25 protein-coding genes and 1 rRNA gene are annotated in these 24,038 nt (G+C 62.4%); 9 read left to right on the top strand and 17 right to left on the bottom strand.

Going from position 1 to position 24,038, the window contains the following annotated elements; translation table 11 throughout:
• Nucleotides 1-69 precede the first annotated feature (69 nt).
• The gene (locus EA462_RS16725; protein WP_124179725.1) at nucleotides 70-252 is read left to right on the top strand and encodes a hypothetical protein; all 183 of its coding nucleotides are present in this window, start codon (nucleotides 70-72) and stop codon (nucleotides 250-252) included.
• Between the two features lie 90 nt (nucleotides 253-342).
• Here the strand turns inward: EA462_RS16725 and EA462_RS17420 are convergent, their stop codons facing one another.
• The 6 genes from EA462_RS17420 to EA462_RS16700 all read right to left on the bottom strand — a co-directional run bounded on the left by EA462_RS17420 (nucleotide 343) and on the right by EA462_RS16700 (nucleotide 8,027).
• A complete protein-coding gene (locus EA462_RS17420) occupies nucleotides 343-498 on the bottom strand; it encodes a hypothetical protein (protein ID WP_165872118.1) in 156 nt (51 codons plus the stop codon).
• Between the two features lie 280 nt (nucleotides 499-778).
• Complete coding sequence (locus EA462_RS16720) at nucleotides 779-1,078, bottom strand: HalOD1 output domain-containing protein (protein ID WP_124179724.1); 300 nt, start codon at nucleotides 1,076-1,078, stop codon at nucleotides 779-781.
• A gap of 115 nt (nucleotides 1,079-1,193) precedes the next feature.
• The gene (locus EA462_RS16715; protein WP_124179723.1) at nucleotides 1,194-4,367 is read right to left on the bottom strand and encodes a GAF domain-containing protein; all 3,174 of its coding nucleotides are present in this window, start codon (nucleotides 4,365-4,367) and stop codon (nucleotides 1,194-1,196) included.
• A gap of 61 nt (nucleotides 4,368-4,428) precedes the next feature.
• On the bottom strand, nucleotides 4,429-6,108 hold the full coding sequence (locus EA462_RS16710) for a gamma-glutamyltransferase family protein (RefSeq protein ID WP_124179722.1): 1,680 nt from the start codon (nucleotides 6,106-6,108) through the stop codon (nucleotides 4,429-4,431).
• Nucleotides 6,109-6,266: 158 nt separating this feature from the next.
• Nucleotides 6,267-7,343, bottom strand: a complete 1,077-nt coding sequence (locus EA462_RS16705; protein ID WP_124179721.1) for a DNA-methyltransferase — start codon at nucleotides 7,341-7,343, stop codon at nucleotides 6,267-6,269.
• A gap of 123 nt (nucleotides 7,344-7,466) precedes the next feature.
• Entirely contained in the window at nucleotides 7,467-8,027 is a 561-nt protein-coding gene (locus EA462_RS16700) for a hypothetical protein (protein WP_124179720.1), read from the bottom strand.
• A 333-nt stretch (nucleotides 8,028-8,360) separates the two neighbouring features.
• On the opposite strand from EA462_RS16700, the gene EA462_RS16695 reads away from it, so the two are divergent.
• Nucleotides 8,361-9,005 carry a hypothetical protein gene (locus tag EA462_RS16695; protein WP_124179719.1) on the top strand — a complete coding sequence of 215 codons (645 nt, stop codon included), beginning with the start codon at nucleotides 8,361-8,363 and terminating at the stop codon, nucleotides 9,003-9,005.
• 29 nt (nucleotides 9,006-9,034) lie between these two features.
• Here EA462_RS16695 and EA462_RS16690 read toward each other — a convergent pair whose 3' ends face one another.
• From EA462_RS16690 to EA462_RS16670, 5 genes are all read right to left on the bottom strand, one after another.
• Nucleotides 9,035-9,622 (bottom strand): NADPH-dependent FMN reductase, encoded by a 588-nt coding sequence (locus EA462_RS16690; protein ID WP_124179718.1) that lies wholly within the window; start codon nucleotides 9,620-9,622, stop codon nucleotides 9,035-9,037.
• Nucleotides 9,623-9,718: 96 nt separating this feature from the next.
• A complete protein-coding gene (locus EA462_RS16685; protein ID WP_124179717.1) occupies nucleotides 9,719-10,810 on the bottom strand; it encodes an ABC transporter ATP-binding protein in 1,092 nt (363 codons plus the stop codon).
• Nucleotides 10,807-11,625, bottom strand: a complete 819-nt coding sequence (locus tag EA462_RS16680; protein ID WP_124179716.1) for an ABC transporter permease — start codon at nucleotides 11,623-11,625, stop codon at nucleotides 10,807-10,809. Before EA462_RS16680 ends, EA462_RS16685 begins: the two co-directional genes overlap by 4 nt.
• The gene (locus EA462_RS16675; protein WP_124179715.1) at nucleotides 11,622-12,575 is read right to left on the bottom strand and encodes an extracellular solute-binding protein; all 954 of its coding nucleotides are present in this window, start codon (nucleotides 12,573-12,575) and stop codon (nucleotides 11,622-11,624) included. The genes EA462_RS16680 and EA462_RS16675 overlap by 4 nt, the downstream gene beginning before the upstream one ends.
• Nucleotides 12,576-12,654: 79 nt before the next feature.
• Nucleotides 12,655-13,584: an A/G-specific adenine glycosylase gene (locus EA462_RS16670; RefSeq protein ID WP_124179714.1), complete on the bottom strand. Its 930-nt coding sequence runs from the start codon at nucleotides 13,582-13,584 to the stop codon at nucleotides 12,655-12,657.
• Between the two features lie 116 nt (nucleotides 13,585-13,700).
• Between EA462_RS16670 and EA462_RS16665 the strand changes: the two genes are divergently transcribed.
• The 4 genes from EA462_RS16665 (at nucleotide 13,701) to EA462_RS16650 (ending at nucleotide 16,545) form a co-directional block, all read left to right on the top strand.
• On the top strand, nucleotides 13,701-14,552 hold the full coding sequence (locus EA462_RS16665) for a triphosphoribosyl-dephospho-CoA synthase (RefSeq protein WP_124179713.1): 852 nt from the start codon (nucleotides 13,701-13,703) through the stop codon (nucleotides 14,550-14,552).
• Complete coding sequence (locus tag EA462_RS16660) at nucleotides 14,549-15,169, top strand: DUF447 domain-containing protein (RefSeq protein WP_124179712.1); 621 nt, start codon at nucleotides 14,549-14,551, stop codon at nucleotides 15,167-15,169. The genes EA462_RS16665 and EA462_RS16660 overlap by 4 nt, the downstream gene beginning before the upstream one ends.
• 149 nt (nucleotides 15,170-15,318) lie before the next feature.
• Entirely contained in the window at nucleotides 15,319-16,305 is a 987-nt protein-coding gene (locus EA462_RS16655; RefSeq protein ID WP_124179711.1) for a hypothetical protein, read from the top strand.
• Between the two features lie 48 nt (nucleotides 16,306-16,353).
• Nucleotides 16,354-16,545: a 30S ribosomal protein S17e gene (locus EA462_RS16650; protein WP_124179710.1), complete on the top strand. Its 192-nt coding sequence runs from the start codon at nucleotides 16,354-16,356 to the stop codon at nucleotides 16,543-16,545.
• Nucleotides 16,546-16,663: 118 nt separating this feature from the next.
• Here EA462_RS16650 and EA462_RS16645 read toward each other — a convergent pair whose 3' ends face one another.
• Nucleotides 16,664-16,924 (bottom strand): hypothetical protein, encoded by a 261-nt coding sequence (locus tag EA462_RS16645; protein ID WP_124179709.1) that lies wholly within the window; start codon nucleotides 16,922-16,924, stop codon nucleotides 16,664-16,666.
• Nucleotides 16,925-17,079: 155 nt separating this feature from the next.
• On the opposite strand from EA462_RS16645, the gene asd reads away from it, so the two are divergent.
• Nucleotides 17,080-18,114, top strand: a complete 1,035-nt coding sequence (gene asd / locus EA462_RS16640; protein ID WP_124179708.1) for an aspartate-semialdehyde dehydrogenase — start codon at nucleotides 17,080-17,082, stop codon at nucleotides 18,112-18,114.
• A gap of 21 nt (nucleotides 18,115-18,135) precedes the next feature.
• Here asd and EA462_RS16635 read toward each other — a convergent pair whose 3' ends face one another.
• Together EA462_RS16635 and EA462_RS16630 are read right to left on the bottom strand one after the other, a co-directional pair.
• Complete coding sequence (locus EA462_RS16635) at nucleotides 18,136-18,561, bottom strand: universal stress protein (protein ID WP_124179775.1); 426 nt, start codon at nucleotides 18,559-18,561, stop codon at nucleotides 18,136-18,138.
• A 112-nt stretch (nucleotides 18,562-18,673) separates the two neighbouring features.
• Entirely contained in the window at nucleotides 18,674-19,645 is a 972-nt protein-coding gene (locus EA462_RS16630; protein ID WP_124179707.1) for a D-2-hydroxyacid dehydrogenase, read from the bottom strand.
• A 129-nt stretch (nucleotides 19,646-19,774) separates the two neighbouring features.
• Here EA462_RS16630 and EA462_RS16625 point away from each other — a divergent pair, with 129 nt between their 5' ends.
• Complete coding sequence (locus EA462_RS16625; RefSeq protein WP_124179706.1) at nucleotides 19,775-21,160, top strand: NAD(P)/FAD-dependent oxidoreductase; 1,386 nt, start codon at nucleotides 19,775-19,777, stop codon at nucleotides 21,158-21,160.
• Between the two features lie 387 nt (nucleotides 21,161-21,547).
• Here the strand turns inward: EA462_RS16625 and EA462_RS16620 are convergent, their stop codons facing one another.
• A complete protein-coding gene (locus EA462_RS16620; RefSeq protein WP_124179705.1) occupies nucleotides 21,548-21,970 on the bottom strand; it encodes a CoA-binding protein in 423 nt (140 codons plus the stop codon).
• 307 nt (nucleotides 21,971-22,277) lie between these two features.
• Between EA462_RS16620 and EA462_RS16615 the strand changes: the two genes are divergently transcribed.
• Complete coding sequence (locus tag EA462_RS16615) at nucleotides 22,278-23,327, top strand: hypothetical protein (RefSeq protein ID WP_124179704.1); 1,050 nt, start codon at nucleotides 22,278-22,280, stop codon at nucleotides 23,325-23,327.
• A 59-nt stretch (nucleotides 23,328-23,386) separates the two neighbouring features.
• On the opposite strand, the gene EA462_RS16610 is transcribed toward EA462_RS16615, so the two are convergent.
• Nucleotides 23,387-23,752, bottom strand: a complete 366-nt coding sequence (locus EA462_RS16610; protein ID WP_124179703.1) for a DUF7344 domain-containing protein — start codon at nucleotides 23,750-23,752, stop codon at nucleotides 23,387-23,389.
• 183 nt (nucleotides 23,753-23,935) lie between these two features.
• Nucleotides 23,936-24,038, bottom strand: a 5S ribosomal RNA gene (rrf, locus tag EA462_RS16605); the annotation flags it as partial.

Genomic DNA, 24,038 nt, shown 5'->3' with positions numbered 1-24,038 from the left:
GTAGCTGTGGTCGTCGTCGCGGTCAGTACCGTGGCCTATACCGCATTTGGCCTTCTTCTGGGAGTTCCAATGACGGACGTCATCGCTACGCTATCGATCCATCAAATTGCATCCGAACGGGCCACAGACCCCCTCTCGTGGATTGCTGCGTTCCTCGTCAGTATCGTGTTGCTTCCGTGTTTCGACTGGTATCAGCGCTGGGTGAGTCGCGCCCTCCGGACAACCGACTCCGGCGCGAAGATGGAACGGTGAACAGCATGGATCCGACGGCAGTCACGGCATTCAACGGCGGTCTTTTGTCCGTACGGCGCGTAGCGTACCGCGATGAATCCCCACTATCACTCACGACGGAAGAACGAGCGCCAGTCGGACCGAACCGGTCTGGAGGTGATATACCGTCGCATCGAGGCGATCGAACAGGACGAGCGCGTACTGAAGAACACGCTTTTCGCCCTCGCACGCGAGTCGGGAGTCACGATATCCGGGCCGTGTACTCACTGCAACAAATCGTACCTGATCGGTAAGAACGGGCAGGTCTACTGTCCAGTCTGCGGTAATCAGTTTTCTACCTAACTCTCTCGAGAACGTCCGTAAGCGGTGGTCGATCGCTGCCTTGATCTACGCCCTCCCCGTTCCACTCCGTCGAAGCGGTTAGAGACCTGAAGCGAGATCGGATCGGATGGGCCTCTCAGCTATCGATACGGAGAGTGACAACTCCGCAGCCGACTGGTGTACCTGATGCATAACCACCCCAGAACCGGATAGTGGCGACGTCGACTTAGAGCTGATCGACCTGAATATCACCGGAAGCGGTGACCGTTACCATGCAATCGTTGTATTCGAACGCTACTGAGCCGTTAGATCGGAGCCCATCCGAGCGCGGTTCGAACAGTCGCTCGAGTGCGTCGGCGTTGATCGAGTAGTGAAGCGGATCGAGATCGGTAATATCGACGTTACAGACTGTCGCGACGGCGTCGGCTACGGCGACGCTGAGTGGTTCATCGTCGAGTCGATCGTACTGTACAGAATACTGCGCCCCCGTTTGTGCGGATGGCGATCGTGAAGTCATCTCGGTCATTGGTTGTACGTACCCCCAGTACGCCCAGTGGGTAGACATCCTTACCTATGGACGTTCCCTGTAAAGAGCCTGATTGTTAACTGTATAATGGTGATGAACAGTAGGGGTTAACCAATTAACCCCTCTCCTCGAGACGGTCGTCGAAAAGGGTCTCGAGCAGTTTCTGTTCGGTCGACCGGACGTGCCTGTGGAACGCGGGGGAGGAGATGTCCAACGACGCGGCGATCTCTTCGCCCGTCGTTCGTCGGGGCCATTCGAAGAAGCCGCCGTGGTAGGCCGTCTGAACCACTTCTCGCTGTCTCTCCGTGAGGAGATCGAGCAACCGCGTTCGGCTCGAGGCATCGAGCGTCGGACGGTCGTCCGTCGACTGTTCGCGTCGCGCGACCATCGTTGCTGGGATGCCGCGTCGGTTGATCGTCGAGACGACTTCGCGGACGTCGACAGTTCCCGGTATGTCGATGGTCGCCCACGCGGTTCCATTACCGGCAACGAACTCCCGAACCGTTCCCCCATGGGCGGTGACGATAGAGTCGAGAACCGGATCCTCCGTCACCAGCTGGAGCAGCGTTCGTTCGTCGTTTTCGATGATCGAGACGTCCACGATCCCCTCCATATCCTCGAGTTCGTCGTCGAGAATCGCTTCGTCGATCGGCTCCTCGAGCGAGACGAACACGATCGTCACCTCGTCGCGGGTGGTCGATCCCTCGAAGACGATCCGCTCGTCGAGGTGTTCGGAGAGCTCGAGCAGGATCGACTGTCGATCGATTTCGAGTTCGAGTTCGGTGACCTCGTCGCCAAGGAGAGCAGTTTTTCGCTTGACAGCGTCGATGGTGTAGGCGATCGTCTCGGCCTGGTCGGCGAGCGTCGATCTGAAGACGCTGTCGAATGCGTTTGATTCCTCTCCGTAAAGAGACAGGACACCGTACAAGAACCCGTCGTACACCAGCGGAACCGCGTACACTGACTGGAAGTTTCGAGACAACGCCTGGGCTCGCCAGGACCCGTCGTGGACGGAACCGGCAACGTTCTCGACGTACACCGCCTCGCCGGTTCGAGCGGCACGTCCCGTCGGCTCCGTCGCGGAATCGTCGGCCGTCGTCACCGTGATAGCTTCGAGATAGCCGTGGTCGCGGCCTGCGCTGGTCCGGCTCTCAAGTCGGTTTCCACTCGGATTCGGCTCTCCGAGCCAGGCCATCGAACACGCATCGAGGTCGACAAATCGTTCGCAGATCTTCCGTTCGATCTCCGCTCTCGAATCGGCCATCAGGAGGTGCTGTCCGATCTCCTGGCGTACCTCGTTCGTCTCGTTGAGGCGCTCGAGATATCGGTTCTGGCGTTTCAGCTCCCGTTCCCGATCGTGCAGACGCTGAGTTCGTCCGATGCGATCGAGCGCTGCCTCGGCCGTCGTCGCGAACAGTTGAGCGAGTTCGGCGATCTGCTCGTCGAACGCCCCGTCTACCGGCGAGGCGGCGACGAAGACGCCGTGCTCTCCGAGCGGTACGTACAGTCCGCTCCGAACGTCAGTCTGGCTGTTGTACACCCGTTCGGACTCTCGCACGTCGTCGTACATCACCGGCGTTCGCGAGACGAACGTCTCCCACGTGATGCTGTCGTCGCGCGGACGAAGATCGGGCGGCGATCCGACCAGTTCCGCCAGACCCGGAGAGTACGCTGCCGGGATCAGTTCGTTTTGTTGGTCGTCGAACCGGTAGACGATCCCCTCGAGATCGAGAACGCCGGACGCGACGTCGACGATATACTCGCAAGCGGCCTCTTTCGATTCGACGGTCAACAGGTGGTTGGTCGCATCGTGGAGGGCGCTCAGCGCATCTCGATACTGCGCCCGATCGGTCACGTCGACGGCGATACCGGTGACCCGCTCGATCGTTCCGTCACGGACGATCGGTCGACACCACGCCTCGAAGGCCCGACCACAAATCCGCCACTGTTCGTAGACCGGATACCCCTCGAGGGACGCCCGGAGATCCGCCTCCACCCGAGAATATTCCGAAAGGATGTCCGATATCGAGTTCCCGACGACCTCGCTCGAATCGATCTCGAGATCCTCCAGCGCTCGGCCTTCGGCAAACGTAAACGTCCCGTCGCTGTCGAGATCGAACAGCACGACGGGAACGTTCTCGATGAGCGTCTTGAGACGCTCGGTTCGTTCGTTCAGCGTCCATTCGCGTTCGATGCGATCGGTCACGTCCCGCCAGTAGACCGAGACGCCCGTCGGTGACGGATAGATTCTCGCTTCGATCCAGCTGTCGTAGGGCTCGAAGTAGCCCTCGACCGTTCGAGACTCCTGGTGATCCATCGCATCGATCGCCGCGTGGTGAAAGACGGATCCCTCGAGTTCCGGAAAGATCTCGAGGACACTTCGTCCAACGAGTTTCGATCGGTCGACCGCCAGCCCTTCGAGGGCTCGGTCGTTGAGGTACGTAAACCGCCACTCGGGGTCCAGTGCGAAAAAGGCGTCCGTAACCCGCTGAAGCGATTCGTCGAGTTCCCGCTCGACTCGATGATACGCCGTAACGTCTCGAACCGATCCGACGATTCCATCGAGGACGCCGTCACCGAGGCAGTTCGTAAACGTCGCCTCACAGATACGACTGCCGTCGTCGTGACGATGGGAGTACTCGACGGTCGTCGTCGAGCCGTAAGCTTCCGCACTGAGCGTGTCGAGCGCGTCGAGCACGACCGTTCGGTCGTCGGGGTGAATCGTATCGAGGAAGCTCTTGGCGCGGTGCGATCTCAGGTCCTCCCCATCACTCGACTCGGAGTTCGGCGTGATCGTCGTAATTCTGTAGCGCTCGTCGAGAACGATTACCGTATCCGATGCGTGTTCGAGCAGCTTCCGGTAGCGCTTCGACTCTGGTCCGTCGGCGGACCGGGTTGAGGCGAACTCGACCGTTCGCCTGATTCGGTGCTCCAGCACCGCCTGTGAGTCCGTTTCGGCGAAAACGACGTCGGTCGCACCATCCTCGAGCAGTTGCTCGACGGACGAACCATCGCAGTCGAGGTCAGCGTCGCCGGTGACGTAGACGACTGGACAGCGGTCTTCGACGCTCGAAAGAACGTCGCGGTCGTCCGTGAGGAGACAGTCGATCGCCCCCGGTTCGCGGCTATCGAGCGAGTCCCGATCCCAGTCCGTCCGCGACGAGACCGGCCCTTCGATCCCGAGGGGACTCTCTTCGAGCGCCGCCGTCGTCGTCCGTCCCCACCCTGGCGATCCGACAACCAGGACTCGAAGCGGGGAGGTGTCGAGCGCCTCGAGGCTGCCATCCATACAATCGTTGTGTTCGGGAACGGATAAAAACCTCGCGTCGGTTCGGACGGACCGCTGTCAGTCAGTAGCCGCTCGCAACGCCGTCTTTTCGGGGCTCGCTCGCTCCCGAGAGCGTTCCGTGTCGTCGACGAACGAGCTGTGCCCCGCCGAACAGCACGGGCGGTGAAACGGTTACCTCGTGTCCCATCCGAGCGAGCTTCGCCGCGTTCGGGAGTCGTTCTTCGACGGCGAGCGATCCGTTTTCGCGGTACCGCCAGCGGGGCGCATCCAGCGCCGCCTGAAGATCCATTCCGTAGTCGATGAGGTTCGAGAGCACCTGGACGTGTCCCTGTGGCTGCATGTACCCGCCCATCGTGCCGAACGCGAGCCAATCGTCCGTGTCGAGCTTCGCAACTGCCGGAACGAGCGTATGAAACGGTCGTTTTCCAGGCTCGAGCGAGTTCGGATGGTCTGGATCGAGCGAGAACGACGCGCCGCGGTTCTGGAGGGCGATTCCGGTGTCGCCGGCCACCAGTCCGGAGCCAAAGCCTGCGAACCGGGAGTTGATGTAGCTGACGAGATTTCCGTCGTCGTCACCGACGGTCAACAGGACGGTGTCTGCGTCTTCGGCGTTCGAGTTCGGAACGCCCACGACCGGATTCACGATCGGTTCGTCCCCGATCGCGCGAGCGCGCTCTCGTGCGTACGTCTTCGAACCCAGCGGAGGAGCTGACTCGTACTCCGGATCCGTGATGTAGTGGTGGCCGTCGACGAACGCGAGTTTCGTGGCTTCTGCGAAGGCGTGGACGCGTTCTGGCGAATCGTAATCGTGCTCGCCCGCACCGATCTCCTCCGCGATATTCAACGCCTCGAGGGCGATCAACCCCTGATTGTTCGGCGGCAGTTCGTAGACTTCGGCTCCGTTGTAGGTGGTGCTGACGGGATCGACGAATTCCGGTTCGAACTCCGCCAGGTCGTCGTGACGCATGAACCCGCCGGCTGACTGTACCTCCTCGACGATCGCGGCGGCGATCTCGCCCTCGTAGACCACGTCTGCACCCTGGTTCGCGACCATTCGGAGGGACCGTCCCAGCTCCGACAGCGTCACCGTCTGTCCCGGTTTCGGTGCGCGTCCGTCGACGAGATACGCCCGTCGGGCGTTCTCGTTCGTAAACAGCTCCGCTGCTCCGGTCCAGTGATGGGCGATCACCGGAGAAACGGGAAACCCCTCCGTCGCGTAGTGGATCGCCGGCTCGAGGACTCGCGAAAGCGACAGTCGACCGAACTCGCGAATGGTCGTCTCCCAGCCGCGAGCGGTTCCGGGGACGGTCACCGCGTGAGGCCCGAGAAACGGCATCTCCAGTTCGTCCGGATGAGCGTTCGCGTCGACGGCGTAGCCGCGAGACCGTGGGTAGTACCGACCGGGATCGTCCGTGGTCTCGAGTGCGGTCCGGACGGCCTCGATCGTCGCCCCCCGCGGCGCCGGGCCGCACGAGCGCATCCCCCCTACTTCGCCGTCGGCGGTTCGATAGAGCGCGAAGACGTCCCCGCCCAGCCCGGTCGAAGTCGGCTCGACGACGTTCAACGCCGCCGCAGTCGCAACGGCCGCATCGAACGCGTTGCCGCCTTCGCGCAGGATCGTCAGGCCAGCCTGGGCAGCAAGGGGCTGGCTCGTCGCGACCATGCCGCGATTACCGTACACCGTCGACCGTCGAGAATCGAACCGATCGAGATCCACCCGGTGATCGAAGGAATCGGTCATGATCCATCCTGCGAGCGCCACCAACAAAAACACTCGTCGGATCGGTACCGATAACTCGCCCGTCCGAGCGCTCCACGAAACTATCCAGCGGAGGCGATGCGGTGGAATAGTACCATCCAACGGATACCGTCCGGCGGAACAGCAGCTCCCACGAGGACTCACCCGGTGGGTGACTCGAGCGAGATCGACAGCGGCCGGTGTTCGACTCGGTAGCCGTCCGAACGTTCGTCGATGGCGGTCGCCTCGCGAAGCCTGATCGATCGCTCCATCTTCGTGACGACCGGCGTCTCGTAGTGAACGGCCTCGTAGCCGAGGCTCTTTCCGTCATCGCGACGGTTTTCGACGAACGAGCGGTGACGATCGAGACGCGACCGGCCGATCGAACGCGACAGTTCCGGAACGGCGTCGACCCGATCGTCGAACACCTCGAGAAAGGCGTCCTCGAGTTCGTAGCCGACGGAGTTTCGGCCGGCACAGATCGCCGCACGCGAGGTCGTACCGGTCCCCCAGAACGGATCCAGAACGGTATCACCGTAGGTCGAATACATACAGATCAGCCGGTAGGGTATCTCCAGGGGATAGGCGGCCGAACGCTCGCGAAGGTCGCTTCCCTCGCCGTCGAACTCGAGGTCCTGTAGCTCGCCGCGGACGTCCGTCCAGACGTCCGAGAACCACCGGTTTCGTTCCTCCCAGAAATACGCCGCCTCGTACCGTCGGTCGGCTCGCGGTTCGAACTCCCGCTTTTCTCCGCCGTTTCTGAAGACGAGAACGTACTCGTGCTCCAGGGTGACGTAGGCGTTCGGCGGTAGCGTCCCGCTCCCCATGAACTTGGCGGCGCTGTTGGTCGGCTTTCGCCAGAGGACGTCGGGAAGCGGGTCGAACCCGCGGGCTTCGAACGATTCCAGTATTCGTGCGTGATTCGGATAGACTCGAAAGCGCCCGCCGATGGACCGCGTCGCGTCGCCGACGTTGATACACGCGAGGCCGCCGTCGACGAGGACCCGCTCGAGTTCGTCCCAGACGGCCTCGAGTTGGGCGTGCATCGCGTCGAAGGCGGCCCGATCGTCGCCCGACTCGAGTGCGTCCCCGATGGCCGGGTCGAGGTCGGTAAAGAGGTCGTCCCACATCTCGATCATCGGATACGGTGGGGACGTGACGACGAGTTCGACGGAATCGTCGTCGAGATTCGAGAGGTCGCGCGAATCCTCGACGTAGACGCGATGGGTCGTCTCCATTGGATGTACACTGGCGTCGTCGTCCCCTTAGCTCCTTCGTCAGGCGACGCTACGACGAAACCGTACCAATAATCGTGCCAGTTAGAGCGCCCTGTTCGGCGTCGTTCTTGTCCGTTCGGAGCGTTACTCGTCGTCCGCGCCCAGATCGCTTTCGAGGTCGTCGGAGTCGTCCGCGTCCGCCTCGTTCTCGTCGGTCGCCTCCGCCCCCTCGTCCGCGTCGATGCTCGTCGCGGGCTCGAACTCCTCGATCGGCTCCCAGTCGTCCTCGTCGTCGCCGAGTCGCCGTCGCAATAGCGCGATCCCCGCGATCGCTCCCAGAACGAGTACCAGCCGTGCGAGACGGCTCGAGGAACCCTCTTCCTCGGCTTCGTCCGTTTCCTCCGAACCCACCTCGAGTGGCCTCTCGTCGTCGCTCTCATCGACGTCGATGAGTTCCGTCTCGTCGAGATCCTCGAGCGGCGTCTCCTCGAGCGACGGACTGTGTCGACCTGCGAGAAAGCCGACTGCTGCACCGAGGCCGAACAACGCCCCCGCGAGCGGAACTCGGCTGTCAGATCCGCCGGCCTCGCTTTCGTCGACCGCCTCGAGAATCGACTCCCGGAGTGGGGTATCGAGGCCTTTCCCGATCGCTTCCTTTACCACGAGCTCGGATAGCGTCTTGTCCTGTTGTTCCGTTTCGGGCATAATCCGTCACGACCACATCGCTGTACATAATTCTGTCCAACGTTTCGCGATCATCCACGATGACAGGTCCGACTAACAGAATATTACTCGAGTGAGTGGGAGCGAAACACGATATTACGACGTCGCGACATCTCTCGATCGTCGCCGCGAAACCCGGTCTTCGCGGGCGGTCAGTCGGGTTTCGTATCGAACACACGGCTGGTGTCGGCTGTGGGATAACTCAGAAACACGCACGAAGAAACAGCGTATTTCTCTCCTATAAAGTCACGAACGGTATCCGTTCGCCACGGTAACGTCTTGCATAACGAAACCGGACGCGCTCGAGTTCGGACTATGAGCGTTATTCGACAGCCCGGAATGCTCGGTCGGACTACCCGTCACCGAGTCGTCGGACTGACGGTGGCGCTCACGGCAGCGACAGTCGAAACCCTCGCGGTGGGCCTCTGGTTCGTTCTGGTCGTTGGCTCTCGGTCGACCACGACAGCGCTCGCCGGACTCGGAATCCTGTTCTGTGGCTCGCTGCTCAGAACGGGCGTCTTCGGTGTTGCAGTCAGCGATTTGAACGATCTCCTCCGGCCACACCGACTCGCCGTTGCGCTCTCGCTTACGGCCGGCTGGGTGATCTGGCTGCTCGTTGCCGAACTCGTCGGCGGAACCCAGGGAATCGCCATCGCGACCGTGACGCTCGTCGTCGTTCTCGTTTGTCAGTTCGCGTTCGAACGGTGCGTATTCGAACAGCGACCGTCGCCTCGGCCGACGGTGGAGTCGGCGCTGACGGCGATCACACTCGCCGTCGGTGGCGCAATACTGCTCGCGTCGGTCTGGTTCGTCGATCTCACCCTCGTCACTCCACCGCTTTCGTTCGACGTGACGACGATCGTGTTCCGCCTCGAGGCCGTCCAGTTGGGTTCGCTCGCGTTCGGAATCTGTGCCTTTCTCGCCCACCAGTATCGGTTTACTCGACGTCTCGAGCAGTGAGCCGCTCGAGCTAGACGTTCGGTCGCCGGTCACTTCCCCGTTGCGCCCACGTTCTGGTCGCTCTCGAAGGAATCCGGATCCGGCTCGATCGTCGCGTACTGGACCGCTCGCTGACCGAGCGTGCGGATTCGCTTCTCGAGGGTCGAATCCGCGAACTCGCCGTCCTCGAGCACCGAGTTCGAGTTCGAAACTGCGGCTTCGTGGGGAATCACCCACGCGTTCAGCGCCCGGCAGACCGATCGCATGTGCTCGAGAGCCGTCACCGGAAACGCCCCTCCAGAGACCGCGAGCAAGCCGACGGTCGTGTCTTCGAACTCGTCGAAGCCACAGTAGTCGAGGGCGGTCTTCAGCGGCGAGGAGTACGAACCGTGATACATCGGTGACCCAAGAACGATTGCGTCTGCCCGTCGCATCCGGTCTGCTAGCCGCTCCGCATCGCCCGCATCCTCGCGGTCGCGGTCGGCATCGAACACCGGGAGATCGTAGTCCCGAAGATCGATCAGTTCGGTGTTTGCACCGAGATCGGCTGCGGCCTCCAGGGTTTGCTCGAGTGCGGTCCGAGTGACGCTATCGCCACGCAGGCTTCCACAGAGTGCAACGACGTGAACGTCGGCCATACCGATCTAAAGGAGCGGCGTTCCCAAATATCCCGTGTTCGGACCTTTCCGTCGGATTCGAATGTACAATCGCTCGACGGCCGATTGTCCCGTCTCTCACGCGATGGTCGCCGTCGGTTCGTCGTTCCCGCTGGAACCGTCGAAGACCGTTAGCGCCGTCGGATCGATCACGATCGGTCGGTCGTCCCCGATCGCCGGCGGATCACCGGTGTGCTCGACGACGAGTTCCGCACCGGACTCGAGGCGAAGGCTCACGTCGAACCGTCTGCCGACGTCCGCGACGTAGGTGACCGTTCCCGTCATCGACGGCCCAGAGTTCCGAGCGCCGCGGCTCGCCAGCGAGAGGTCTTTCGGACGAACGTGACACGTGAGTTCGTCCCCCGCAGAACCCGTCCGCGAAGCGTCATCGAGTTCGACGGTCGCACCCTCGACCTCGATCGTTGGCGGTCCACGATCGACGACGGTCCCCGTGAGCGCGTTCGAGCGCCCCAGAAATGAGGCGACGAACGGGTTCGGTGGCGACTCGAAGAGGCTGCGCGGGGTACCGACGCCCTCGAGACTCCCGTCGTTCATCACGACGAGACGGTCGGCGAGCGCCATCGCCTCTTCCTGGTCGTGAGTGACACAGAGCGTCGTCACGCCGGTTTCGTGTTGAATGCGAGCGATCTCCCCGCGCATCCGTTCGCGCAACGCTCGATCGAGTCCCGACAACGGCTCGTCGAGAATCAGGACGTCCGGTTGCGGCGCGAGCGCTCGTGCGAGTTCGACCCGACGTTGCTGACCTCCGCTCAGTTCCGCCGGGTAGGCCTCGCCTCGCTCCTCGAGCCCGACCAGCTCGAGATACTCCCCGACGCGGTCGGCTCGCCGTTCGCGGTCGATACCCTGGGCGGCGAGTCCGTATCCGACGTTTTCGTCCACGGTCAAGTGCGGAAACAGCGTCGTCTGCTGAAATACGAGACCGACCGTCCGCGACTCCGGCGGATCGTCGGTGACCGCCGTTCCGCGAAGGCGGACTTCCCCGGACGTGGGACGAACGTGGCCGGCGATCGCCTGAACGATCGTCGTCTTCCCACAGCCGCTCGGACCGAGAAGCGCGACGAGCTCTCCCGACTCGAGGCCGAACGAGACGCCGTCGACGGCCGATTCGCTTCCGTACCGGTGCGTGAGATTCTCGAGTTCGAGAATCATCGGTCGATCACCGTCGGAACCCGACCGAAACGCTGTACTGCAGCCAACACGGCGAGCGTGATCGCGAGCAGCGCGACGCCGAGCGGAACGATCGCGTCGATCCCGCCGGCGATGAAGTCGACCCAGATCCGCGTGGGCATCGTTCGCGGGTTGTACGCGACCATCATCGTCGCGCCGAACTCCCCGATCGCCCGGACGAACGTCAGCGTAATTCCCGCGACGATCGAGCCGCGAGCCAGCGGAAGTGAGACGTTCCAGAACGTCGCGAGCGGTCCGTATCCGAGCGATCGTGAGGCGCGTTCCAGGCGCTCGTCGACGGCCCCGAACCCCGCTCGAGCCGTGATGATAACGAACGGTGCGGCGACGAACGTCTGGGCGAGGACGACGCCGACGAGGCTGTCGGTGAGCGAGATCCCGACCGCGGCGGCCGCGGATCCGATCGGGGTGAACCGGCCGACCGCGGTGAGGACCATCGCTCCGCCGACGACGGGCGGGACGACGAGAGGTAGGATAACCAGCGCCTCGACGAGACGTTTCCCGACGAACGATCGCCGCGCGAGGACGTACGCGAGCGGGACCCCGAAAACGGTCGCGATCGTCGTCGAGAGCGGGGCGGTGATCAGTGAGTTGCGAATCGCCACCTGTGCGTTCGGCGTCGTCAGCCCGGAGACGACGTTCGCCGTCCCGGTTCTCGAGAGAAACGTCAGAAACGGGAGGGCAAAGTAAGCGAGGATAACCCCGCCGAGCAGTGCCGGAACGAGCAGTTCCGGGGTCCGCCTCGACCGGCCGGAAGCGGACTCCGCGGAGAGACTCATACGTCGATCGCTCCGGGAACTTCGCCGGACGCTCGTGGAATCTGTTCGCCAACGGTCAACCCGGCGTCGACCAGTCTCTCGGGATTGTCGCCGAGAAACTGAACGAGCCTGAGGCCAGCGTTCGGTTCGTCCGCTTCGTCGTTCACCGTCGCGTTGTACACCACCGGTCGTCCCTCCGCGGTGTAGTCGCCTTCGTCCGTCGTATACTCGACCGTGGCGTAGTGATCCGCTCGCTCCGGATCAGCGAAACTGTACGTCTCGGGAAACTCGAAGAACGGGATATCGTGATCGACCGCCATATTTCGGTAGGCGACGGCTGCGGCGCGCGATCCGCTTTCGACTCCGGTCAGCAGTTGTGGCTCTTCGGGCTCCTCGTAGACCAGTTCCATCATCTCCTCGCGAAACCCGTCCAGATCGTACTCCCGCTCGGCAAGTTCGAACGCCTGGACGGCACGATACCCGAGCGGATCAAGGTTCGGATCACCGATAGCGAGATCGCGCGCGTCGGTCTCTCGAGCCAGTTCGTACCAGGGCTCGCCGTCCTCGAGACGCCGACCGAACTCGCTCTCGCGAGCGTACGCGAGACCAACACTGTTGGTCGCAAATTCGATATCCCAGTCGGTGAACTCGCCGTAGAGCCTGTCGCGGAGCAGGGTAGCGTCCGCGCTGACGATGACGTCCGGATGTTTGGTCCGGTCCTCTACCATTCGCATCACCGCGTTGGCCCCGTAGTACTCCCCGTGGACGGCGATTCCCGTCTCATCTTCGAACGCCGGTCCGACGTGGTCCTCGAAGGTGTGAGCGAGGCTCCCCGCGGACAGGACGCTGACGGAGCCGCCGGCCCGTCCCAGACAGCCACCGACGACGCCAGCGCCTGCGACCCCGCCGACCGCCGCGAGAACCGTTCGGCGCGTCGTCCGGGTACTGTCGTCTCTCCCAGACTCCATCATCTGGAAAACGATTCTTTGCCGAGGTATATAACTTCTCGTGGTTTCAATAGCTTATTTGAGTAACTAGTATCAGTTTCCCCTACCGGCGAAGTCGGGCGACCGTCCCGTCATCGCGTCGCTCGACGTCGACCAGCCCGTCGTCGTCGAGGTCGGAAAGTAGCTCCTCGAGCCACTCGCGGCCGTTCTCGCCGTCCGGCGCGTAATCGACGCGAATCCGGTGGCCGAGCGTATCGACCGCGAGTTCGTCGTACTCCCGGAGGACGGCGATCACACGACCCCGAAACTGTCTGCGGCTTCCGTCGAAACTCGGCTGCGTCGGGACGTCGGGCGCGGTGAAATCCCCGCTCGCGTAGGCACCACACCACTCGCGCCACGGACAACCTGCTTCGTCACACCGGGGCGTCTGACCACACGCAACTCCGCCGAGTTCCATGACGGCGTTGTTCCACACCCGCGACCGGCCCTCCGGCATGAGTTCGTTCGCGGCCGCTTCGAACGCAGCGTCGTCGTCCGGGACGCCGAACGCGCGGTAGCAAACCCGCTTTACGTTCGTGTCGACGACGGCATCGCCCGCGTTGAACGCGAAACTCGCCACCGCGTTCGCGGTGTAGGGTCCGACCCCCATCAGCTCCTCGAGTTCGGCGGGCGTCTCGGGGAACTCGCCACCGTACTCGGCTTCGACCTGCCCGGCGGCTTCGTGGAGGTACCTCGCCCGATTGTTGTAGCCGAGGCTGTGATCCGTCCAGAACCCGACGATTTCGGCCCGGTCGGCCGCCGCGAGCGCCGCCGTCGTCGGCCAGCGCTCGATGAACGCGTTCCAGGCCTCGACGACCCGTCCCAGCTGAGTCTGCTGGCTCATCACCTCGCTTACGAGGATCGCGTACGGGTCGTCGGTCCGACGCCACGGGAACTCGCGGTGGTCGTCCTCGTACCACCCGATCAGCGCCTCGCGAGCGGCCTCTAGGTCGTCCGGCCGGTCCCACGTCGGTTCGTCGTCCTCGGCGGTCATCGACGGGCGGTTGGTAGGGCGTCCGTTTAGCCGTGGTGATTTTCCCCACCATTTCCGAACCACTCCCGCTTCACCGAGCCGCCACCGCTAAATCCGCGGCCGTTCGATCGAAACCCATGCGAACGCCAGCCCAGAACGCACAACTGGCCCTCCTGCTCGAGGTTGCGGGCACGCCCAAGCCCGGTAACGTGGACCGTCGCCGCGACCTCGACGACCTCCGGTTCGAACACTTCCTCGCCGGAGCGGTGGGCGCTCAGCGCGGCCTCGAGATGGCGGCAAACGGTGCGGCGGTCGGTCGGTCGTTCGAGGTCGCAATCGAGGGGATGTCCGATCAGCGTGGCGATAACACCCAGTTCGGCGCACTGTTGTTGACCGTCCCGCTGGTCCGGGCGGCTCGCGAGGAGCTGTCACCGTCCGCCGTCGAGTCGGTCGTCGAGGGGACGACGGTCGACGACGCCGCGGCGTTCTATCGCGCCTTCGAACACGTCGACGTCTTCGTCTCCGACCCGCCCGAGGAGATGGAGTCCCTCGACGTCCGCCGGGGACGCGACGCGGTCCCGACGCTCGAGGACCGATCCCTGACGCTGTTCGACGTGCTAGAGCGCAGCGTACCCGGGGACGACGTCGCCCGCGAGTGGGTTTACGGGTTCGAGCGATCCTTCCTCGCGAGCGAGCTCCTCGCCACCGCAAACGGAACACCACTCGATCGAACGGCAGCGGTCTTTCTCTCCCTGCTTGCGGAGCGACCCGACACCCTCATCGCCAAACGACACGGCGACGCGGTCGCACGCGAGGTCACCGACCGTGCCAGCGAACTGCTCGACCGAGACGCACTCGAGACCGAGCCGGAGGCCGTCGAGACGTTCGCGGACGAGCTCGTCGAGCGAGGGGTCAACCCCGGAACGACGGCGGACGTCACCGCAGCCGGACTGTTCATCGCCCTCGAGTGCGAAACCCTCGAAATATGACCGACAGACCGCCTTCGAAATCGTCGGACGAGTCGGTTCCGGACAGCGAGCCGTCAGCGGGATGGCCGGTCTCACTCACCGGCGTCACCGAAACCGTCGTCGCGACGCTCGGTCCGAACGATCGGTGGAACGTCGCCGCACTCGGCCTGTTCGCGGGCGATCCGGTGACCGCGAGAACCTGGGGGAACACCCGAACTCGACGGAACTTCCACCGACGGGGTGCGGGGTACGTCCAGTTCGTCGACGATCCCGTCGTGTTCACCGACGCCGCGCTCTCGATCTTCGAGGTTGGCGAGCCCGTTCTGGACGACGCAACCGCCTGGGTTCGCGTCTCCGTGTCTCGGATGTCGACTGGAGCCGACGACGGAACCGACTGGGAGGAGTGGGAGCTCGAACCAGTCGACTCCGCGGTTCGTTCGACGACCGTCCCCACGATCGGCCGCGGATTCAATGCCGTCGTCGAAGCGACCGTCGCCGCCTCGCGCCTCGAGGTCGATAGCTACGACGAGGACGAGCTTCGACGGCGTCTCGAGTACTACGCGGCGGTCGTCGACCGGGCCGGCGACTCACGCGACCGGGCCGCGCTCGAGCGCGTGCGTGAGCACTCGAAGTGGTAACTCGTCCTGGTGAGGTGACTATCCGGTAGTTGAGCGCGGTCTCGCGTGGCGACTGAGGAAACCGATCCGAACAGGATCTGCCGTGGAGTCCACGATCGTGCTCGTATATCTATAGGTTTTTAACACGTGGCGAACAACGATAAATCTACATGGTACTACACTTCAGGAAAGCAACGAGCATCTTTCGGAAAACGATGCCGTTCGTCTTGCTTCGAATGGGAGTCGGCATCCTTCTCGGGCTCGTTACGGTACTGTACTTCGGGGTGATCCTCTGGTTCGGACTGAGTCTTCTCGATTCGGGAACGCTCTCGGGCCCGATCGCAGGCGTCGGGTTGCTCGTTGCCGTTGTCCTGTTCGTCGGCGCGTGGCGACTGGCCGCGAGGTACATCCTGTATATGGTCAAAGCCGGACACATCGCCGTGATCGCCCACATCGTCGAAACGGGCGAGGTCCCGCCGAATCAGTTCCAGTACGGAAAAGAGCGGGTGACGGAACACTTCACCGAAGCGAGCGCTCTCTTCGCCGTGGACGCGCTGATCAAAGGCGTCATCAAGCAGTTCAACGACGGCGCCCTCTCGTTCGCGAAATCCTTCGCCGTCGTTCCGGCGTTGCGCCAACTGATCCAGATCGTCGGGAAAGCCGTCGCGATCGCGGCATCCTACATCGACGAAGCGATCATCGCCTACATGTTCACCAATCCGGACAAAAACGCCTGGACCGCCGCCAGAGACGGCGTCGTCCTCTACGGAAAGAACTGGAGACCGGTGCTCGGATCGACCATGCTGATCGTGCTCGGAATGTACGCAGCCGGGCTGGGCGTTCTCCTCGCACTGACGCCACTCGCGAACGTGCTCGGAAACCTCTCACCGGCACTCGAGGTCACCGGCTGGGCCGTCGTCGGTGGGCTGTTTCTCACCATTTACGTCGGCTTCCTCAAACCCTGGGTAAAGACCGTCGTCATCACGACGTTCCTGATCGAAGCCGGGGAGACGTCCCCCGACAGCGCTACGATGGATCGGATCGCCGACCGCTCGGAGAAGTTCACCGAACTGATGAGCAAAGCGGACGAGGAAACGCCCGACGACCGATCCGAGCAGCCCGACCGAACGCCCGTCACCGGAGCAAAGGCACAGTAGCACGCCAACAAGAAAGGGATTAAGAGCCTCTGGACGGAAGCACTTTCTATGGCAATCAAACCGGCCTACGTCAAGAAGACCGGGAACCTCCTCTTAGAGCGGTACCCGGACGCGTTCACGACCGATTTCGAGCAGAACAAAGACAGCGTCACGAAGCTCACCAACGTCGAATCCAAGGGCGTTCGAAATCGGATCGCGGGCTACGTCACCCGGAAGAAAAGCGCTCAGATTCCCGCATAATTTTTCGAGTGTTCCTCGAGCGATCACGATCTCGAGCGGCGCGACTCACGATCGTCGACGCCGTTCGAAGTGGTTCTCACGCGTACTACCGGACGAGACCCGGTTCCGGGTCGAGAGATCAGTGATCGAAGCCGGGCTCCATGTAGGCTGCGGCGATCAGCGCAACGACGGCGATGAACAACGCCATCATCGCCCCGGCCATCCCCGTCACGACGTCCATCTCCGTCCCGACGATCAACAACTCATCCCCCCGATATCCAGTCCAGGCAAAGAGGAGTGCAACGAGGACGCTGATCGCAGCGAGCCCAGCCGCACCGATACTGAATCGGGTCTTGAGCAGTCCGGTATTCTCACTCGAGTTCGTGGCAGTACTCGTCATCGATCTCTAGGTCCAACTGGGTTTTCTTAATCTCTTCTATACGACGCGAGCGCTCGTACTCTCGACAGAAATACACGATAGTATACCATTCTAATCCGATAGGACAGCGACGAAAACCCAAACGGTTTTGCGGACACGTCTCCGAGTGGCGGAAAATGGCAGTACGAGTAGGCGTACTCGGCGCAACGGGTGCCGTTGGACAACGACTGATTCAGCTTCTCGAGCCCCACCCGGAGTTCGAGATCGCAGCACTGACCGCCAGCGAATCGAGCGCTGGCAAAACGTACAGAGAAGCAGCGAAGTGGCGCGTCGACAGCCCCATTCCCGACGACATCGCGGACATGACCGTGACGGCGACCGACCCCGATGACGTCGACGACGACGTCGATCTACTCTTTTCGTCGCTTCCCTCGAGCGTCGGCGCGGCCGTCGAGCCGGCGTTCTGTGAGGAGGGCTACGTCGTCTCGTCGAACTCCTCGAACAGCCGCATGGCCGAGGACGTTCCGCTCGTCATCCCCGAAGTCAACGCCGATCACCTCGACTTGCTCGAGGTTCAGCGAGACGAGCGCGGCTGGGACGGTGCGCTCATCAAGAATCCGAACTGCTCGACGATCACGTTCGTTCCGACGCTCGCCGCGCTCGCGGAGTTCGGACTCGAGCGCGTCCACGTCGCGACGCTTCAGGCAGTCTCGGGAGCGGGCTACGACGGCGTCAGCTCGATGGAGATCATCGACAACGCCGTCCCCTACATTGGCAGCGAGGAGGACAAACTCGAAACCGAATCCCGCAAGCTGCTCGGCGAGTTCGACGGTGCATCGCTCACGCACGACAGCGTCGAGGTCGCGGCCTCGTGTAACCGCATCCCGACGATCGATGGCCACCTCGAGAACGTCTGGGTCGAAGCCGCAGACGAACTCACCGCCGACGACGCGAAAGCCGCGATGCGCGAGTACCCGTCGCTCGACCTTCGGTCCTCGCCCGATCAATTCATTTACGTCTTCGACGAACCGGACCGACCGCAGCCGCGAATGGATCGTACTCTCGGTGACGGAATGGCGATCGCCGCCGGCGGCCACCGCGCGTCCACGTTCGGTCTACAGTACAACTGCCTCGCACACAACACGATTCGCGGCGCTGCCGGCGCGAGCGTGCTGAACGGCGAATTGCTGCTCGAAAACGGTTACCTCTAACGGCGACGGTTTTTCCCGCCCTCACTCCTGTGGGAGCCCGACGACCGGAATCGTGGCCTCCCTGACGATTCGTCGCGCCACGTCGCCGGTCAGCAGTTCCGCGAGTCGGTTCCCTTTGCGCGGAGTGAACGCGACCGCGTCCGCGCTTCTGTCTTCTGCCGCCGCGAAAATCGTCTCAACGACGTCCGTTCCGTACAGCGTGTCGAACTCGACCGACGCCGGCGAATCCTCAAGCGCTCGTCGCGCTCGCTCGTATATCTTCTCGGCGTACTCCTCTCGCTGCGCCATCGGTGCCTTATCGATTCCGCCGCCGGCTTTCTCGATGACGTTGACGACGACGACAGTGCTCGTGGACGTGAGATAGGGCTCGAGCGCGGCGGTCGTCCGCTCACCGTCGTCGGGATCCGCCACTGGAACGACGACCGTCCCGTCGAACGTCAGCGTCACGGCGATCCCCCCGCTCGAGTGACGGTCGCTCGGTTTACTGGCACGGTCTCGAGCGCCTGCGTCTTCATCGGTTCCATACCCCACGTTCGAGTCAGTGTGTGAAAAAAGTGTACTAGATTCGGACCCGGTTTTCGAAATCCGCGTCGAGTCCGTCTTCGACGTACAGGCGTGCGTTTCCGGCAACGATATCCGCCAGCCGATCGTAGTATTTCGGCGTGTGACCCGCATTGTGCGGCGTGATCTGCACGTTGTCGAACGTCCACAGCGGGTGCTCCTCCGGAAGCGGTTCGGGGTCGGTCACGTCCAGCGACGCGCCCCGTATCCAGTTCGACCGGAGCGCACCGACCAGCGCATCGGTGTCGATAACCGGCCCGCGCGCAACGTTGACGATAACCGCGTCGGGATCGATCGTCATCATCGCGTCCTGATCGATCAATCCCTGGGTCGTCTCCGTCAGCGGGCACGCGAGCACGAGGTAGTCCGTCCGTGCGAGCGCATCGTGAACCGAGGCCGTTTCGAATCCGATGACCTCGTCCGTCGGCCCACCCTTTTCCGGCGAGTACCGAACTCCGACCGTCTCGACGCCGAAGGGCTCGAGTCGATCACAGACCGCGTTCCCGATCGCACCCAGCCCGACGATGGTCACGGTCGATCCCTCGAGCTCGTGGCTCTGATAATGGCGCCACTCCCGTCGTCGCTGCCTGCGCGCTCCGACGTGAAACCGACGTGCGAACCGCAAGATCGCACCGAGAACGTGCTCGCCGATGTTCGGTCCGTGAACGCCCGACGCGTTCGTCACCGTCACCCCCCGCTCCGCGAGGCGCTCGAGGGGAAGGTGGCCGGTCCCGGCGTACGCACACGCGAACACCTCGAGCTCCTCGGCCGCATCCAGAACGTCGTCCTCGAGAACCATTCCGGCGACGAACGAGGCGTCGCGGATTTCCTCGCGTTCTTCCGCAGGCGTCCGCGCGAGCCGAACGCGACCGTTCGGCAGCCGCTCTCTGAGTGCAGCCACGTACTGTTCGATCGGCATTCCGTGTGTCCCCTTCCGGAGAACGAGAACGTCCGTCTCTGGGTTCGCCATACCGATCCCCTCGGCTGGATGCGCCAAAAGCGTTCGTCTCAACGCTCGAGTTATCCCGTGGAACCACGACCGCATTCTCCGGCGGGAATTTCATGCCGTTTAATACATCCGGCCGAGAGGCCACGGTATATGGAACACGTTGACGTCGCGATCGTCGGTGGCGGTCCCGCCGGAGCGTCCGCTGCCGAGCGAGCCGCAGCCCACGACGCCGAGGTGGTCCTCTTCGAGCAGGGTGTCCCTCGCGAGGACCGCGACGGACCCGGCCCGGATTCGACCGACGCTGCGGGTATGCTCGACTACTGGATCGACATCATGGACTTCGACTACGAGGAGATTCCGGACGACGTAATCCTCCAGGAGCTCGAAGGCACCGAATTCATCGGACCCGAAAGCTCCGTCGAACTGGCGACGACGGGTATCGACGCGCGCTATCCGAAGTTCGGTTACACGTTCAACCGAACCCGAATGGACGACTGGTTACACGAACGCGCAGCCGATGCTGGTGCCGATCTTCGCGTCGGTATCGGCGTCTCCGACCTCGAGACCGACCTTCGTGCGTCCAGTGCGAACGGGCCGACCCACACGCTTTCCCTCTCGGACGGAAGCCAACTCGAGGCCCAGTACGTCGTCCTCGCCGACGGACCCCAGCGCCGAATCACCCTCGACGCGCTCGATCAGTTTACCGCACCCGGACGGAGCGTCTCCGACTACCTCTCGCCACCCGAGGCGAATCACATCGCCTATCAGGAGTACCGGGAGTTCCCCGAGGAACTCTTCGATGACGACTGGCTCACGTTCTGGTGGGGATACATGCCCGGCGAAACCGCCTATCCCTGGGTGTTCCCAAACGACGGCACCGTCGCCCGCGTCGGACTCACGATGCCGATCGGAATGCGCCTCGAAGACGTCGACAACCCCGGCTCCTACAAGCTCCTCGAGCCCACCGACGACGGGCTTCCATCGGGTTCGGAGTACATCACTCGGCTCCTCGAACACGAGTACGGCGACGAGTACGACGTCGAAACGGATTTTCCGCTCGTCGAGGATCGCGGCAAATCAAAGGGAACTGAGACCTATCCGATCTCCTCGACTCGACCGATCGAATCCCCCGTCGGCGCGAACATCGCCGTCGCCGGCGGCGCGATGGGAACGACCTCCGCGTTCCACGAAGGCGGCTACCACGTCGCCGTTCGCTCCGGGAAAATCGCCGGCCGACTCGCGGCGACGGACTCGCTCGAGAACTACAACGACCGCTGGAAGAACGCCATCGGTGATGAAATCCTTCGAAACGTCGCATTCGCGGATATCGTCAAGGACTACGAACCCGACGACTGGGACTGGGCGTTCGACGTCGTCACTGACATGCAACGCGGCGGCGGAGACAACGTTCTGATCTCGAAGCGATACTCCGCCGGTCTCGACGCGACGAGGATCGTCGCCGCCTACAAGCGACGCAAATTCACCTATCGGGACGGACGCTACGTCCAGCTCACAGAAAACGACTACCTCTACTGAAAACCGTTATACGGCCCACGGCCGTAGAACGAGTGCGCGCCTTTAGTCCCCGTCCGAGCATACCCATTCGGGTGCGATGACAGCACGGCGAACCCGGGCGCGCGACAGCGACTGGGGAGCCATAGTCGTTCCCCCACCCGGCACGAGGGTTAGCCAGCCGACGCGGCACGCCGCCACGGGATGAGGCTGGACGTTAGTGTTCCGGGTGACACTTCTACAGCCATCGAAGATACGTTCCTAACGAATCGACGACCTGATCGACAAACTCGTCTGCGACCCGCCTTTGCGATCAGACCAGATCCTCGACACGGCTCGAGAAGAATACTGTCAGTATTCATACGGAAATTGGCGTCTCGAAGACGGTCCATACAGCCCAGCAGCCGTTACTCAACCTATCGGGTTGCGAATGAGCTGGCCGTGTTCGACTTTCATACAACGGTCCTGAACGACATCCAACCCGGCCGTCTCGGCCTCCAGTGCTGCCTCGTCGTTTTGAATTCCGGACTGCATCCAGATCGCCTTCACGTCTTCACGAGCGAGCGTCTGCGCGATGATCTCCGGAACGTCCTCACTCGGGCGAAAGATTTCGACGACGTCTACGGGTTCTGTAACGTCCGCCAGTGAATCGAACGCACACTCACCGAATATTTCGTCCGCGTTCGGATTGACCGGGCGCAGTTCGTACCCGTGACGCTGGAGATACGCCGGAACGATGTGTGCTGCTTTCTCGTACGACGTCGATGCCCCGACGACTGCAACGCGGTCGTATCCGAGAATCCGTCGAAGTTCGTCGGCGTCTTCGGTTGGCATGTACGCGAAACGAGGTGGTGAAAAATCAATGTGCCGCTAGGGAAATCTACCGCTAGAGACTCGTTCAGCCGATCCCATTCCCAGGGCCTCGACGTATCTATCTCTCGGGTTTGGAGGCGACTGGACTAACCATTGAAGACCTCTACGAGGCCGTCGATACGGCTCCGGCGTCGATCGGCGCGCTCACAGAAACGGATACCGCTACATCACGGTTCTGCGAGGCTCTCGGAGGCTAACACGTGTGTTACCACGTTCGATGAACGTCGCTTCCATATTTAAATGGTTTCCGTTCGAATAGTGACGCACGATGTTGTACGATCACTTCTCCGATCTCGAACTCCGAATCGAGGATTACGACCTCGGACAACGTAAGCGAGAGACGTCCAGTGGCTTCACGCGGGCGACGACAATAGTCTCGTTACACGGCGACGGTGTGACCGGGTCTGGGGAGGACGTCACGTACGACAACGACGCACACGAGACGCTCCACGACGCAGCGTCGGATCTCCCCGTCGCGGGAGAATACGCTTTTGATGAGTTCTCGGACCTGCTGTCGGATGTCGATCTCTTTTTCGGTGATGAACCCGGACAGGCTATCTTCCGAAACTACCGCCGGTGGGCCTTCGAGAGTGCTGCACTCGATCTCGCCCTGAAACAGTCCGAAACCAGTCTCGCCGAGCGTATCGGTCGCACGTACGATCCGATTCGATTCGTCGTGAGTACGCGCTTGGAGGAGCCACCGACCGGAGACAGGATCATCGACTGGCTCGACCGTAATCCCGAGCTGGAGTTCAAACTCGACCCGACCTCCGAGTGGACAGCAGACGTCGTCGAACGGCTTGCTGCGACCGACGCAGTACGGACGCTCGATCTCAAAGGCCAGTACCACGGTACGACGGTCGATCAACCCGCCGACCCAGAGCTGTACGAACGTGTCATCGAGGGGTTTCCCCAGGCACTCATCGAAGACCCAGAACTGAACGAAGAGACGCGACCGCTGTTCGAGGAAGCGCAAGCACGCGTGACGTGGGATTATCCCATTCGAGGAGTCGAGACGGTCGAAGACCTCCCCTGGAAACCGAAGTGGCTCAACATCAAGCCATCCCGGTTCGGCTCGGTTCGGTCGCTTTTCGACACCATCGACTACTGCCACACCCACGAGATACAGATGTTCGGCGGCGGACAGTTCGAACTCGACGTCGGACGCGAACACATCCACGCGATTGCCTCGCTGTTCTATCCCAATGCACCGAACGACGTCGCCCCGACGGCCTACAACGATCCCGATCCGAGCGGAAATCTACCGACGAGTCCACTCGCCCCGCCAGAGATTGCTCAGGGACTCTCGTGGAGATAGAGACGAACCGCAGGTGGTCCGAACGGTAAGATAGGGTTCTTCGATGCCGTAGGCAGTCATCACCCGTCCGAGAACACCTCCGACTGCGTCGCTGGAACGCCGTCGACTTCGATCTCTTTGCTCCGTTCGACAGCCGCTTGGATATCATCGAATCGCTTCGTGAGTTCGACCCTGTCGTCTCGTCCGTCGTACTCCACGATTCCGTGATCCACGAGACGAGGGACGTGATTGTGAACCAACGAGATCTCGATCTCCTCCATCACGTCTTCGTCGGTTGCTCGCCCCTCTGTGAGCGCAATTTCTCGAGTGAGTTCGTCGATCGTCGCGTTGTCTCCGTCCAATAAAGAGTACAGCACTAACCGGCGGCGAGAGTTCGAAAGCAGATCGTACACCGTACTGGGCCACCAGTTCCCGTGGTTGTCCATAGCTCAATCTACTCACACAGTTGGATAACAGTCGTTCCAAATAAATTTGGGATCGCGGAGGATCCACAGTCTCGAAAACACCCGGTTGTGACGGGACGGACCGCCGTCTACTCGGGTATGGGGATGAGTTCCCCCGGAGAGCGCCCGCGCTCTCCGGGAGAGTGTAATGAAATGAAGTATGAGTGGTGGCGGCGAATCCACGTTCCCAGAGGGTCTCCCACTCCAGTAGTTGCGAATACGCAGGCGGGCTTATCTTCCGTGTTCGGGATGGGTACGGGAGGAACCC

The organism is Natrarchaeobius halalkaliphilus, assembly GCF_003841485.1.
Classification (GTDB): domain Archaea; phylum Halobacteriota; class Halobacteria; order Halobacteriales; family Natrialbaceae; genus Natrarchaeobius; species Natrarchaeobius halalkaliphilus.
Note: the sequence above shows the minus strand (reverse complement) of the source record. Positions and strands in the feature narration are given on the sequence as shown.

What these genes read in the sequence shown, in the direction of transcription:
- EA462_RS16725 (WP_124179725.1), top strand. Translation starts at nt 70, where the DNA reads ATGACGGACGTCATCGCTACGCTATCGATCCATCAAATTGCATCCGAA.
- EA462_RS16720 (WP_124179724.1), bottom strand. Translation starts at nt 1,078, where the DNA reads ATGACCGAGATGACTTCACGATCGCCATCCGCACAAACGGGGGCGCAG.
- EA462_RS16715 (WP_124179723.1), bottom strand. Translation starts at nt 4,367, where the DNA reads ATGGATGGCAGCCTCGAGGCGCTCGACACCTCCCCGCTTCGAGTCCTG.
- EA462_RS16710 (WP_124179722.1), bottom strand. Translation starts at nt 6,108, where the DNA reads ATGACCGATTCCTTCGATCACCGGGTGGATCTCGATCGGTTCGATTCT.
- EA462_RS16705 (WP_124179721.1), bottom strand. Translation starts at nt 7,343, where the DNA reads ATGGAGACGACCCATCGCGTCTACGTCGAGGATTCGCGCGACCTCTCG.
- EA462_RS16700 (WP_124179720.1), bottom strand. Translation starts at nt 8,027, where the DNA reads ATGCCCGAAACGGAACAACAGGACAAGACGCTATCCGAGCTCGTGGTA.
- EA462_RS16695 (WP_124179719.1), top strand. Translation starts at nt 8,361, where the DNA reads ATGAGCGTTATTCGACAGCCCGGAATGCTCGGTCGGACTACCCGTCAC.
- EA462_RS16690 (WP_124179718.1), bottom strand. Translation starts at nt 9,622, where the DNA reads ATGGCCGACGTTCACGTCGTTGCACTCTGTGGAAGCCTGCGTGGCGAT.
- EA462_RS16685 (WP_124179717.1), bottom strand. Translation starts at nt 10,810, where the DNA reads ATGATTCTCGAACTCGAGAATCTCACGCACCGGTACGGAAGCGAATCG.
- EA462_RS16680 (WP_124179716.1), bottom strand. Translation starts at nt 11,625, where the DNA reads ATGAGTCTCTCCGCGGAGTCCGCTTCCGGCCGGTCGAGGCGGACCCCG.
- EA462_RS16675 (WP_124179715.1), bottom strand. Translation starts at nt 12,575, where the DNA reads ATGATGGAGTCTGGGAGAGACGACAGTACCCGGACGACGCGCCGAACG.
- EA462_RS16670 (WP_124179714.1), bottom strand. Translation starts at nt 13,584, where the DNA reads ATGACCGCCGAGGACGACGAACCGACGTGGGACCGGCCGGACGACCTA.
- EA462_RS16665 (WP_124179713.1), top strand. Translation starts at nt 13,701, where the DNA reads ATGCGAACGCCAGCCCAGAACGCACAACTGGCCCTCCTGCTCGAGGTT.
- EA462_RS16660 (WP_124179712.1), top strand. Translation starts at nt 14,549, where the DNA reads ATGACCGACAGACCGCCTTCGAAATCGTCGGACGAGTCGGTTCCGGAC.
- EA462_RS16655 (WP_124179711.1), top strand. Translation starts at nt 15,319, where the DNA reads ATGGTACTACACTTCAGGAAAGCAACGAGCATCTTTCGGAAAACGATG.
- EA462_RS16650 (WP_124179710.1), top strand. Translation starts at nt 16,354, where the DNA reads ATGGCAATCAAACCGGCCTACGTCAAGAAGACCGGGAACCTCCTCTTA.
- EA462_RS16645 (WP_124179709.1), bottom strand. Translation starts at nt 16,924, where the DNA reads ATGACGAGTACTGCCACGAACTCGAGTGAGAATACCGGACTGCTCAAG.
- asd (WP_124179708.1), top strand. Translation starts at nt 17,080, where the DNA reads ATGGCAGTACGAGTAGGCGTACTCGGCGCAACGGGTGCCGTTGGACAA.
- EA462_RS16630 (WP_124179707.1), bottom strand. Translation starts at nt 19,645, where the DNA reads ATGGCGAACCCAGAGACGGACGTTCTCGTTCTCCGGAAGGGGACACAC.
- EA462_RS16625 (WP_124179706.1), top strand. Translation starts at nt 19,775, where the DNA reads ATGGAACACGTTGACGTCGCGATCGTCGGTGGCGGTCCCGCCGGAGCG.
- EA462_RS16620 (WP_124179705.1), bottom strand. Translation starts at nt 21,970, where the DNA reads ATGCCAACCGAAGACGCCGACGAACTTCGACGGATTCTCGGATACGAC.
- EA462_RS16615 (WP_124179704.1), top strand. Translation starts at nt 22,278, where the DNA reads ATGTTGTACGATCACTTCTCCGATCTCGAACTCCGAATCGAGGATTAC.
- EA462_RS16610 (WP_124179703.1), bottom strand. Translation starts at nt 23,752, where the DNA reads ATGGACAACCACGGGAACTGGTGGCCCAGTACGGTGTACGATCTGCTT.